This is a genomic window from Sporosarcina luteola, assembly GCF_023715245.1.
GTDB classification, from domain to species: Bacteria; Bacillota; Bacilli; order Bacillales_A; family Planococcaceae; genus Sporosarcina; species Sporosarcina luteola_C.
In genome coordinates this window covers 1-12,454 of the sequence record NZ_JAMBNV010000004.1, presented here as the reverse complement: position 1 = coordinate 12,454, position 12,454 = coordinate 1, and the positions used below count along the sequence as shown (strand labels likewise).

Below are 12,454 nucleotides of genomic sequence, written 5' to 3'. Positions count from 1 at the left end.
AGCTTTTTTTATTTTGCCATTCGGCAATCGCGACGAATGATGTCCCCCTTTGTCCTAAGATAGTTGCTCCGCGTTCTAAACCTAGTGGAAGTACTATGAAAATTGCATATTGCCTTTTTATTAATAGAAAGTATAATGGGTTTAATCGAATGTTTCAGAAAACACATAAAGCGAAAAGGTGATCTGATGAACAAAAGGAATAAAATTCTTGATGTAAAAGACTTGCAGACTACCTTTTTCACAGACTCCGGAAAAGTCCCGGCGGTTGATCATATCGATTTTCATCTCCGGGATGGCGAGATTTTAGGAATCGTAGGGGAATCAGGATGCGGAAAAAGTGTTACCTCCCTATCAATAATGGGGCTCGTACCTAGTCCGCCTGGAAAAATTGCAGGCGGGGAAATTGTGTACAACGGACGCGATCTAATCGGTTTATCAGAAAAAGAGATGAGACAGATCCGAGGTAATGACATAGCGATGATTTTTCAGGAGCCGATGACGTCTTTGAATCCTTTATTCACGATTGGCAACCAAATGGTCGAAGCAATCTTGATCCACGAAAAAGGCTGGTCTAAAAAGCAGGCGCAGGAAAGGGCCGTTGAGATGTTGAAGTTGGTCGGCCTGCCTCGTGCAGAAGCTTTGCTGAAAGATTATCCGCACCAATTGTCCGGTGGGATGCGGCAAAGGGTCATGATCGCGATGGCACTCGTCTGCAACCCGAAAATATTGATTGCGGATGAACCGACGACAGCTCTGGATGTGACGATCCAAGCGCAAATATTGAAATTGATGAAAGATTTGAATGTACGATTGGGGACTGCCATATTATTGATTACCCATGATCTTGGAGTTGTTGCGGAAACTTGTGAGCGGGTCATCGTCATGTATGCGGGGCAAATCATCGAAGAGGCCCCGACCAAACTCATTTTTGAAGATCCCCAGCATCCGTATACAAAGGGCCTGATTCAGTCAGTGCCGGATATGCGTGTTAAAAAGGATCGGCTTCATTCCATTCCAGGGAATGTGCCGAAGCCAGGTTCCATAACGAGCGGCTGCCGGTTCGCGGCACGGTGCGAATTTGCGTTTGACCGGTGCTATCAGGAAAACCCGGAGCTTTATGAAACTGCGGATGTCCATCAGACGAGATGTTTCCTATATAACGAAGGAAGGGTGAAGTCGGATGTCCACAACGCCTTTGTTGAAAGTTGAAAACCTGAAAAAGTACTTTCCCGTGAAAAAAGGGATGTTCGGAAAAACGGTCGGTTATGTGAAGGCTGTCGACGACGTCTCGTTTTTCGTTAATGAAGGGGAGACGCTTGGAATCGTCGGTGAAAGCGGTTGCGGAAAATCCACAACGGGGCGTGTGCTCATGCGCTTGCTGGAACCTACAGACGGACAAATCGAGTTTGACGGGAAAGACCTTGCGTCATTGAGTCATGAAGAGATGAGAAAAACACGCCGCGATATCCAGATGGTTTTCCAGGATCCTTATGCATCGTTGAATCCACGCCATACGATAGGCAAGATTTTGGAGGAGCCACTCATCGTCCATGGCGTTTCGGACGCAAAGGAAAGGAAGAAGAAGGTCCGCGAGTTTTTGGAAATCGTCGGATTGAATGCCTATCATGCGAAGCGCTATCCCCATCAATTCAGCGGGGGGCAAAGGCAACGAATCGGTATTGCACGCGCCTTAATGACGAATCCGAAACTGATCATAGCAGATGAGCCCGTTTCGGCGTTGGACGTTTCCATCCAAGCGCAAGTATTGAACTTGATGCAAGACCTTCAAAAGGAGTTCAACCTCACTTATATTTTCATCGCCCATGATCTCGGCGTCGTTCGGCATATTAGCGATCGTGTCGCTGTCATGTATTTAGGGAAGATGGTGGAGGTTGCGGATAGTGAACAGCTTTACGAAAAGCCGTTGCATCCATATACACAAGCGTTATTATCTGCTGTGCCCGTTCCGGATCCGGACTATCAGAAAGAACAGATCATCATAGAAGGAGACATCCCCAATCCTGCTGACCCGCCAACCGGGTGCACATTCCATACACGTTGTCCATTCAAGATGGACATTTGCACTAAAGTTTCACCGCAACTCACGGAACAAACTACCGGTCATTCTGTCGCCTGCCACCTATACGTGAGTCAGGTCGACGATGATATAAAACAATTGGAGGGGTCTCTATGAATAAAAAGAGAATGTGGTCAGCTGCGTTATTATTATTGCTAGTTCTGTCTACTGTACTCGCTGCCTGTGGCGGCGAAGGGAGCAGTGGAAGTACAAAGGATACATTAGTCTTCGGTCGCGGCGGCGACTCAACTTCGCTTGATCCGTCGAGGGTCACGGAAGGCGAAACGTTTAAAGTGACAGTCAATCTATACGAAACGCTGTTGAATTTCGGCAAGGAAGATACGACAATCCAGCCAGGCCTTGCAAAAGAATGGAACACGGATGACGGTTTGACGTACACATTCAAATTGCAGGAAGGCGTCAAATTCCATGATGGTACCGATTTCAATGCTGAAGCGGTCGTCAAGAACTTTGAGCGCTGGGCGAATGGGGATGCGGATAAATTCCCGTATTACAAATCCATGTTCGGCGGATTTAAAGACGATGAAGAGCACGTGATCGAGTCAGTCACAGCTGACGGAGATCACACGGTCATCATCAAGCTGAAACGGGCACAGGCTCCGTTCTTGAAAAACATTGCAATGAGCATGTTCGCAATTGCAAGCCCGACAGCATTCGAAAAAGGCGATGACCAATTTGAAAGGAATCCTGTCGGTACGGGCCCATTCAAGTTTGTTAACTGGAAACCGAATGAATCGATCACGATTGAAAAATTCGATGAGTATTGGCAAAAAGGATTGCCGAAATTGGATAAAGTCATTTTCCGATCCTACCCGGACAACTCCGCACGTTTGAATGCACTTATTGCCGGGGAAATCGATCTTGCGGACGGCATCAATCCTGCTGACGGTGAAAAGATCGAAGGGAATGCCGATCTGCAATTGATTGAACGTCCGTCGATGAACGTCGGGTATCTTGGGTTAACGGTGACTCGCCCTCCTTTCGATAAGAAAGAAGTGCGTCAGGCGATGAACTATGCAATCGATAAGAAGACAATCATTGAATCATTCTTCGAAGGAAGGGCGAACAGCGCGAAAAACCCGATGCCGCCTTCCATTTCAGGCTATAACGATGACATTGAAGAGTATGAATACAACCCTGAAAAAGCGAAAGAACTTTTAGCGAAAGCAGGCTATCCAGACGGCTTCGAAATGGAACTATGGGCTATGCCTGTTCCGCGTCCGTACATGCCAGATGGAGCAAAAGTTGCTGAGGTCATTCAAAGCAATTTAGCTGAAATTGGAGTCAAGGCGAAAATCGTATCCTTTGAGTGGCCGACGTATCTCGATAAAGCGAGCAAAGGGGAAGCGGATGCTTTCATGCTTGGCTGGACAGGAGATAACGGTGATGCCGACAACTTCCTATATGTTTTACTAGATGAAGATAATATTGGCAGCAACAACTATACGTACTTCAAAAACGATGAAATGCATAAACTATTCATCGATGCGCAAACGGAAGTGGATGAGGATAAACGAATCGAGCTTTATAAGAAAGCACAAGAGATCATCCATGAAGAGGCGCCTTGGGTACCAATTGCGCACTCTACACCACTTCTCGCGGCATCTAAGGATTTAACTGGATTCGTTCCGCATCCGACAGGATCAGATCTATTATCGAACGTAGAATTCAAATAATGGAACCGCTTTTCACGTTGCGTTGACCAGTAAGGGGGGAGTCGTTCGATTTCCCCCTTTTCCTATTGGAGTGGCAGTTGGGGAAGGTGAAGTTTGTCGGAATCCGAATGATTTTGGTGAGGTGAATGAAATGCTCAGTTACATCGGCAAAAGATTATTGCAGTTAATACCTGTTCTTCTTGGTATGGTTTTCATCGTTTTCATGATGGTCCGGGCGATTCCCGGAAACCCTGCCCAAGTCATTTTAGGGCAGCAGGCGTCGCCAGAGGCAATCGCAGCAATGAACGCGAGACTAGGGCTGGACCAACCGTGGTTTATTCAATTCTTCAAGTATTTAGGCGGGATTTTACAAGGCAATCTTGGGGAGTCCATGCGCACCCGGCTTCCAGTCGCCGATGAAATTTGGCCGCATCTGGCCGCAACGATGGAGCTCGCTTTCTTTGCAATGATAATCGCAATAATCGTAGGAGTAAACGCAGGCATCGTCTCGGCGTGGTTCCAAAATTCGTGGTTTGACTACATAGCGATGATTTTGGCGCTCGTTGGTGTTTCCATGCCGATCTTTTGGTTGGGGCTTTTAGGACAATGGGCATTTGCTATTGAATTCAGCTGGCTTCCTACAGCAGGGAGGGAGCAAGTAAGGGATCCCGTCCATGCGATCACCAATCTGTACATCATCGACACGATCATCCAAGGCCGATTCGATCAATTATATCAAGTGCTTCGCCATCTCATATTGCCCGGCATTGCATTGGCGACGATTCCGATGGCGATCATCGCGCGGATGACGCGCTCAAGCATGCTAGAGGTCATGCGTTCCGATTACATCCGAACTGCCCGTGCGAAGGGGCAGAAAATGTTTTGGGTCGTTTACAAGCATGCGTTCAAAAATGCAGTCATTCCCGTATTGACGATTATCGGTCTGCAAATGGGAATGCTGCTCGGCGGCGCCATTTTGACTGAAACAATCTTTGCGTGGCCGGGCATCGGGCGGTATATTTACGACGCCATCAACTTCCGGGATTATCCCGTCATTCAATCCGCTATTCTTGTTGTCGCCTTCATCTTCGTCATGATCAACTTGATTGTCGACTTACTTTATAGTCTGATCGATTCGAGGATTAAATATGACTGAGGAAGGGGGAATGCGGAATGTCTGAATTTACACCTAAAATGGATGGGATTGTGGAAGCGGAAATAGAGAGGACGACGGGCCCGTGGCGTGAGGCTTGGCGGAACTTCAGGAAGAGCAAGGTGGCGGTTGCCGGAATGGTCATCATCCTCTTTTTCGTGCTTCTAGCCATTTTCGGTCCTTTCATTGCAAAAGAAGGGATCAATCAGCAAATGCCTGCGGATAGGCTCCAACCGCCTTCAGCGGAATATTGGCTTGGAACGGATGATTTCGGCAGGGATATCCTGTCACGCATTATCCACGGAGCACGGATATCGCTTTCTGTCGGATTCCTATCAGTCATCGCCTCGGTCATCGTCGGCAGTTTCCTAGGAATTGTTGCCGGCTATTACGGCCGGTGGACGGACACGATCATATCAAGGATTTTTGATATTATGCTTGCATTTCCATCGATTCTGCTCGCTATTGCTATCGTTTCCGTTTTGGGGCCAGGGCTTGAAAATGCCTTGATTGCCATCGCGATCATCAACGTTCCGAATTTCGGGCGATTGATACGATCTAAAGTGCTGAGCATCAAGGAAGATGAATATATTATGGCGGCAAAGGCGATCGGAATGAAGGATGCCCGTATTTTATTCTCACACATCCTGCCGAATTCAATGGCACCCGTCATTGTACAAGGGACGCTGGCCGTTGCAACTGCCATCCTGGAAGCTGCAGCACTGGGCTTTCTCGGACTCGGTGCCCAGGCGCCGCAGCCCGAATGGGGGAAAATGCTCGCCGATTCGAAGTCGTATTTGCAGTCCGCCCCATGGACGATGATCTTCCCTGGGCTTTCCATCATGCTTACAGTGTTAGGTTTCAACTTGATGGGCGACGGCTTAAGGGATGCGCTCGATCCGAAAATGAAAAACTAAAAAAAACATCCTTGGGATTTTCCAAGGATGGTTTTTTAATAGATCTCGTTTTGCATTTCATTGCTAACTTCGTGTCCGTGCCTTCGTTGATTGGAAACGATTAGCCGGTCCAGATACTCCAACTGTTCTTCGTAATTCAATAAAGAGGATAGGACATGGAGGAGGTGGTAAGCGGTGAATTCTTCCTCTTCCTTTGTGATTGCAATTTCCTTCGCGAAAATATCCATCACTTCCTGACGTTGGATGAATTCCTCATTCAAACTATCCATCATCCGGTCCGCCTTCAATTTGCCTACAAATTTCAGATGGATCTGTTCATGATAAGTGAGCAATGCATCTAGCCGCTCCTGAATCATCATCCGGAAATGTTCCGGCAGGTTGATCAGTTCGTTTTCGTAGTTATGAAGCCTCGCCAGCACCTCATAACTGCTTTTTGATGTTGCAATCATCTGTCTGTATATGACAAGCTTTCGCGCCTTCGAGCGGGAGTTTTTCTTGAAATAGCTCCGTTCCTCTTTGTAAAGCGAATAGAGCAGATCGACATTCGAAAGGCGTTCCTTTATTTTCACCAACGATTTTTTCGTTGCAATATGTTCGGATGCCTGTCTGCCCGCAAGCCGTATCCATCTGATGATTTCGTCCTGCGCTTGGTGGATCGCCTGAAATAGCTTCGTTTCATACTTCGGGGGCATGAACAGCAAATTAACGACAAAGGCGGATAAAACCCCGATTACCATGGTGACGAATCGGAGCAGAGCGAAGGATAGAAATGCATCCCCTTTGATCTCCATGATGGCAATCATCGTCACTAAAGCTAAGGAAATTGATTTCTCCAGCCCCAACTTCAGCATGATTAAAATGATGATGACCGCCGCAAATCCAACAGTTACAATTTGATGTCCAAATACTAGCACGAAGGTGATGGCTGTAATGGCGCCGATCAGATTACCTTGGATCTGCTCAATTATAGTTAAATAAGATCGGTAAATGGATGGTTGAATCGCAAAGATGGCCGCAATTCCTGCAAAGACAGGATTCGGCAAGCTGAGCATCTCCGCCAGAAACAATGCGGCAACGATTGCTATACCCGTTTTGAAGATGCGGGCGCCAAGTTTCATATGATTATCCTTTCTACTAAAGGTATTTATGTTGTGTGCGGTTTCTTACTTGTTCATTTGGAGGGAAAGTTCTTTGAATGAACGGTCCACCGCCTCTAGTGTATGAGTGATGTCCTCCTCTTTATGAGCAATTGTCAGGAACCAAGCTTCATATTTAGATGGGGCGAGGTTGATGCCGTTTTTAAGCATCAGTTTAAAGAACTTAGCGAAAACTTCTCCATCTGTCTGTTCAGCCTGCTCATAGTTCTCTACTATAACATCAGTGAAGAATAAAGTCAGCGCACCGCCAAGACGATTGATTGTTAGTGTGATGCCGTGCTTTTCCGCCAATTGAAGGATGCCTTCTTCCAGCATTCCTCCCAGCCTGTCCATCTCTTCGTATACGCCGGGTTGCTGCAATACTTCTAGGCAAGCGATACCGGATAGCATGGAAGCGGGATTTCCAGCCATCGTCCCGGCTTGGTAGGCAGGGCCGAGGGGGGCAACGGTTTCCATGATTTCTTTTTTGCCGCCATATGCACCGATTGGCAAACCGCCGCCAATGATTTTACCGAAAGCAATTAAATCGGGAGTCGTTCCAAGCAGAGTTTGAGCACTGCCATAATGGAAACGGAATGCTGTGATCACTTCATCATAAACAATGAGTGCGCCTTTTTCCTTCGCAAGTTCATGGACAAGTGGAAGGAATCCTTCGTTCGGTTCGACGATGCCGAAATTCCCGACAATAGGTTCGACTAGCACACAGGCCAGTTGGTCTCCCCATTTTTCCATTGCTTCCTTATAAGCATCCGGATCATTGAATGGAATTGTGATGACTTCTTGAGCGATAGATGCTGGGACTCCCGCTGAATCGGGTGTTCCTAAAGTTGCCGGACCGGATCCTGCGGCTACAAGTACGAGGTCTGAATGGCCATGGTAGCAGCCTGCAAACTTCATCACTTTTGTCCTTCCGGTGAAGGCGCGGGCTACACGGATTGTCGTCATGACAGCTTCGGTTCCTGAATTGACGAACCGGACCTTGTCCATGGAAGGTATCGCTTCTTTCAGCATCTTAGCAAATTTGACTTCATGCCTCGTAGGAGTCCCGTATAAAACCCCGGTCGTTGCCGCCTTTGTAATCGCTTCTGTAATATGTGGATGAGCATGGCCTGTGATGATTGGACCATAAGCACCTAAGTAATCGATATATTTATTCCCGTCAACATCCCAGAAATAAGCGCCTTCCGCACGCTCCATCACTGTGGGCGCTCCACCGCCGACCGCTTTATAACCGCGGGAAGGGCTGTTTACGCCTCCGACGATATGTTCACATGCTTCTTGATAGATTTGTTCTGAATTAGTTCTGTTCATTTTAATTCCTCCGTTCAAATCGGTACACACTCTATTTTATACAAACTTGGGCCGTTACGCCAAAGAAATTGAAACTAGGCGGGTTGTCCGGTACGATTGTATAAAGAAAAAGTTGGAGGGATCGATATGGAAAAGTTGGAAGGTATGCAGGCGCCACAGTTTTCATTGCCGGACGAAAACGGTGAAATCGTTTCGCTAAGTAATTTTGAAGGGGAGAAGTATGTCATTCTTTACTTTTATCCGAAAGATGCCACTCCCGGTTGCACAACGCAGGCATGTGATTTCAGGGATGCGCATCAAAGCTTCAGTGATCTGAATGCTGTCATTCTTGGAGTGAGTCCTGATAATGAAGCATCACATCAACGGTTCATCGAAAAGCAAGGACTGCCGTTTTCGTTATTAGTGGATGAAAACCATGAAGCAGCTGAAGCTTACGGTGTATGGAAATTAAAGAAAATGTTCGGCAAGGAATATATGGGCATCGAGCGCTCCACGTTTCTGATCGACCCTACTGGAACTGTAGTGAAGGAATGGCGGAAAGTGAAAGTGAAGGGGCATATTGAAGAAGCGCTTGCGACATTGGAGCAATTGACGAAGAAGGCGTAAGGGGGAAATGGGATGAATGTTTTATTCACTTTCAAGATCAAGGATGAACAGATGGATAAATTGGAGTCGGATTTTCCCGCATTTCAATTTAGCTTCCATAAGAAGATTGATGAAGTTCCGCTCGATGAATTCGAAATCATCGTCACGTATGGAGAGGACATAACTATAGAGGTGCTAGATAGAGCGCCATCCCTTAAGTGGCTGATGGTTGCTTCCGCTGGGGTGGAAAAGATGCCGCTTGCAGCTATTGCAGAAAAAGGAATCATCGTTAGCAATGTACGTGGAATCCACAAAACACCGATGGCTGAAACGGCACTTGCTCATATACTGTCGCTAGGGCGGGCACTGCCTACAATAGCGGAGCAGCAAAAACGGAAAGAATGGAATACGAAACTACGCCAATCGGAATTGCGAAAGTCGACTGCGCTCATCCTCGGCCCAGGGGCGATTGGATCTGAAATCGGTCGTTTGCTTCAAGCGTTCGGAGTCCGGACAATCGGTTGCAATCACTCAGGGGATCCAGCTCAGTTCATGGACGAGACCATCCAATTCGAAGAGCTTGTAAACAAACTTCCGGAAGCTGATATTGTCGTATCCGTATTGCCTAGCACACCTAAAACGAAGGAATTGCTCAAGGATAGCCATTTCCAAGCGATGAAGGAGTCAGCAATATTCATGAATTTAGGCAGAGGCGACCTCGTAAAGGAATCGATTCTCGTGGATGCTTTGAAAAACGGAGAAATCGGGCACGCGGTGCTAGATGTATTTGAAAAGGAACCGTTGCCAATAGAAAGCGAGCTATGGTCTTTATCGAATGTAACCATTTCTCCGCATGTTTCCAGCCATTCCGGGAAATATATTGAGAGGGCGCTTGAGTTTTTCACGGAAAATCTGGAGAAGTGGCAAAAAGGGGATAGGAACTTAATCAATTTGATCGATACTGAAAAAGGGTATTGACCAGATGTCTTCTTTTCCAATGGAACAGCACTTTAGTTGACAAACATGCCTATTCTCAGTAAACTAATTATAATGATTATAAAGAAGTAATCTTTATGGATTGGAGTGTTGGCGATGTCTGAAGTGTTTTTGAAAGACGCGCTTGTCACATTGAAGGAAAGTGGTGTGCGTATTACACCGCAAAGGCATGCTATATTAGAGTTTCTCATTTCTTCCGAGACGCATCCTACTGCTGATGAAATATATAAAGCGTTAGAAGCCGATTTTCCAAATATGAGTGTTGCGACCGTATATAATAATCTGCGTGTTTTCCGGAATGCCGGGCTAGTAAAGGAACTCACTTATGGTGATTCGTCGAGCCGGTTCGATTTTGTTACACATGATCATTATCATATCATTTGTGATAATTGTGGAAAAATCGTCGACTTCCACCATCCCGGACTTGAAGAAGTTGAGCATCTTGCTTCCCATGTCACGGGATTCGAAGTGAATTCCCACCGACTCGAAGTATATGGAACATGTCCTGAATGTGCTGCAGGCGTCAATAAAGCAAAATAAGAAAACCGGTTCCGAGGTTAAAAGACGGAACCGGTTTTTTGTTATTTTTTTTCTGAAGCTTCTTTTTTACTTTCCGGACGGTTATACGCCACATCGAATTCCTTACCTTCCAAAGAAGGATCCAATGTAAGTGGCTCTCTGCAATGACCGCACATATCAACGCGTCCAAGCATTTTAGTCGCTTTGCCGCAATTCGGACAGACGATCTGCACAGCCCTCGTCGACAAGGTTCCGATCCAAGCATAAACGACCGTGCTGCCAAGAATCGCAAGGAGCCCTAGTACCATGAATATCAACATGATGATTTCATTCTTCCTGAAGAATATCCCGAGATACATAATGACGACCCCGATGAAAATCAGGGATAACGCAAATGACCGGATCCGATTTATTTTATTTTTATAAGGTTTCATCCATAATCCTCCTTAGAATGACTGTAATGAATGAGGAACATCTATAGAAACGATTTGAATGTTCCTCAATTAATATAGCACAAATTCCATACGCATCATATTTTACGAATTTTGAATGAAGGGTTTTTCAGAAGACGCGTCGAAAGAAATAAAAGTGGAGGTGTCATAATGGAACAGGTTCTTAGACCGATTTATCAAGAACGCGCAAGCTCGCCTGAAACGTTGGGTGTCATTCTTGTTGAAAAAAGGGGTGCAGGCGATCCGATAACAGACACGTTTGACGAAATCATGCTCATCATTACATCTAATGAAGAAACACCCATATATACAAAACACTATACGGATGGAACAGGGAAAGCAGCGATGCACGTCATCAGCGAAAAACAATTGAGGAAATGGCTTTTGCTCGGGACAAGAAGGAAAGTTGTCGACTGGTTGTTCTATGGGAAGATTTTCTTTGACCGCAACGAATTTGTTGAGAGCTTGAAAAACGAGTTGAAGGAGTATCCTTTCTATGGCCGTAAGATAAAGATGGGACTCGAGCTTTCCAGATTAGTGAGAGTGTATATGGAAGGAAAAATGTTTTTTGAGCAGCAAAACTATATGGATGCGTATCATCATGCGATTCAATCCCTTCATCATCTAGCCAGGCTGACTGTTATTGAAAAGGGATCATCTCCCGAAGTGACTGTATGGTCCCAAGTGAAAAAGATAGATCCGGCAATCTATAAACTCTATGAAGAACTAATCATGAGCGAAGAACCGATAGAGAAAAGGCTGGAGCTCTTATTCCTTGCAAGTGAATTCTTCATTCATAACCGGACGTTGGACGGAGCAAGGCATATCATGGATGTCATGTCGACGAAAGAGACGTGGACGATACAGGAGCTTCATGAGCATGAGGAGTTACGGATGTATTCAATTAACCTGGAAGTTCTCGTTGAGTTTTTAATTGAGAAAGGTTTCATTCAGATTGTGGAAAGTGAATCGAAAAATGAATATGTCTTTCATAGAGACTACCGTGTTGGTAATGAATACTGATGGGGAGATATAAAACTGTTGATTTGCGCTAAAGGCGGACGCTTTCCGGCGGGCGGTGAGCCAATCGAACAGCGAAGGGTTCGATTTGCCGTATTTCTGCGTTTTTTGCAGAAATTAAGGCATCCTTCAATATCCTGCTCCCTTAGGGTCGCAAAAAACATTGCTCGCAACGCTGCGCTTGTGCTCGCAAACGCCGTTCTTCGTAACGGCGTTCGCTTCAATCAACGGAACTTCCAAGTCAATTAAATCAAGTCCATTTCACCAATTTAGTGTTTTATATAGTTTTTTTGCTTTTGGTGTTGACATATGAAAGTAGCCCATGCTAATATAGTAAACGTCGCTAAGGGAGTTAGTTACTTAGCTTCGAACAAAACGTTTCAAACTAATTTTAAAAAGTGCTTGACTCAGAGAGCAAGCGATGGTAGATTAGAGAAGTCGCTTTTGAAGAAGCGCGAAACAACGAACCTTGAAAACTGAACAGCAAAACGTCAACAAATAAAGTTCTGGAGCCGACCCTGTCGGTGAAAAGAACAAACGAATCTTCGGATTCAAATTGACATCTTAATTGATGCCAGCAAGAAACTCGAG

The 12,454-nt window shown here is 45.8% G+C and carries 12 protein-coding genes; 9 read left to right on the top strand and 3 right to left on the bottom strand.

What is annotated here, in order from left to right; translation table 11 throughout:
• The first annotated feature begins 186 nt into the window (after positions 1-186).
• From M3152_RS15270 to nikC, 5 genes are all read left to right on the top strand, one after another.
• Positions 187-1,209: an ABC transporter ATP-binding protein gene (locus M3152_RS15270; protein ID WP_251696399.1), complete on the top strand. Its 1,023-nt coding sequence runs from the start codon at positions 187-189 to the stop codon at positions 1,207-1,209.
• Positions 1,181-2,194, top strand: coding sequence for an ABC transporter ATP-binding protein (locus M3152_RS15265; protein WP_251696397.1), 1,014 nt, complete (start codon positions 1,181-1,183; stop codon positions 2,192-2,194). The genes M3152_RS15270 and M3152_RS15265 overlap by 29 nt, the downstream gene beginning before the upstream one ends.
• The gene (locus tag M3152_RS15260; RefSeq protein WP_251696395.1) at positions 2,191-3,774 is read left to right on the top strand and encodes an ABC transporter substrate-binding protein; all 1,584 of its coding nucleotides are present in this window, start codon (positions 2,191-2,193) and stop codon (positions 3,772-3,774) included. Before M3152_RS15265 ends, M3152_RS15260 begins: the two co-directional genes overlap by 4 nt.
• Positions 3,775-3,904: 130 nt before the next feature.
• A complete protein-coding gene (locus M3152_RS15255; protein ID WP_251696393.1) occupies positions 3,905-4,909 on the top strand; it encodes an ABC transporter permease in 1,005 nt (334 codons plus the stop codon).
• A 17-nt stretch (positions 4,910-4,926) separates the two neighbouring features.
• Positions 4,927-5,823 carry a nickel transporter permease gene (gene nikC / locus M3152_RS15250; protein WP_251696391.1) on the top strand — a complete coding sequence of 299 codons (897 nt, stop codon included), beginning with the start codon at positions 4,927-4,929 and terminating at the stop codon, positions 5,821-5,823.
• Positions 5,824-5,858: 35 nt separating this feature from the next.
• Here nikC and M3152_RS15245 read toward each other — a convergent pair whose 3' ends face one another.
• Both M3152_RS15245 and M3152_RS15240 read right to left on the bottom strand, forming a co-directional pair.
• Entirely contained in the window at positions 5,859-6,941 is a 1,083-nt protein-coding gene (locus M3152_RS15245; RefSeq protein WP_251696389.1) for an FUSC family protein, read from the bottom strand.
• A gap of 45 nt (positions 6,942-6,986) precedes the next feature.
• Positions 6,987-8,291, bottom strand: a complete 1,305-nt coding sequence (locus M3152_RS15240) for a glutamate-1-semialdehyde 2,1-aminomutase (RefSeq protein ID WP_285847245.1) — start codon at positions 8,289-8,291, stop codon at positions 6,987-6,989.
• Positions 8,292-8,417: 126 nt separating this feature from the next.
• Between M3152_RS15240 and bcp the strand changes: the two genes are divergently transcribed.
• The 3 genes from bcp (at position 8,418) to perR (ending at position 10,412) form a co-directional block, all read left to right on the top strand.
• Positions 8,418-8,897: a thioredoxin-dependent thiol peroxidase gene (gene bcp, locus M3152_RS15235; RefSeq protein WP_251696388.1), complete on the top strand. Its 480-nt coding sequence runs from the start codon at positions 8,418-8,420 to the stop codon at positions 8,895-8,897.
• Between the two features lie 12 nt (positions 8,898-8,909).
• Entirely contained in the window at positions 8,910-9,854 is a 945-nt protein-coding gene (locus M3152_RS15230; protein WP_251696386.1) for a D-2-hydroxyacid dehydrogenase, read from the top strand.
• A 114-nt stretch (positions 9,855-9,968) separates the two neighbouring features.
• A complete protein-coding gene (gene perR, locus M3152_RS15225; RefSeq protein WP_251696384.1) occupies positions 9,969-10,412 on the top strand; it encodes a peroxide-responsive transcriptional repressor PerR in 444 nt (147 codons plus the stop codon).
• A gap of 41 nt (positions 10,413-10,453) precedes the next feature.
• Here perR and M3152_RS15220 read toward each other — a convergent pair whose 3' ends face one another.
• Positions 10,454-10,825 (bottom strand): YgzB family protein, encoded by a 372-nt coding sequence (locus M3152_RS15220; protein ID WP_251696382.1) that lies wholly within the window; start codon positions 10,823-10,825, stop codon positions 10,454-10,456.
• A 168-nt stretch (positions 10,826-10,993) separates the two neighbouring features.
• Here M3152_RS15220 and M3152_RS15215 point away from each other — a divergent pair, with 168 nt between their 5' ends.
• Positions 10,994-11,866 (top strand): nucleotidyltransferase-like protein, encoded by an 873-nt coding sequence (locus tag M3152_RS15215; RefSeq protein WP_251696380.1) that lies wholly within the window; start codon positions 10,994-10,996, stop codon positions 11,864-11,866.
• Positions 11,867-12,454 lie beyond the last annotated feature (588 nt).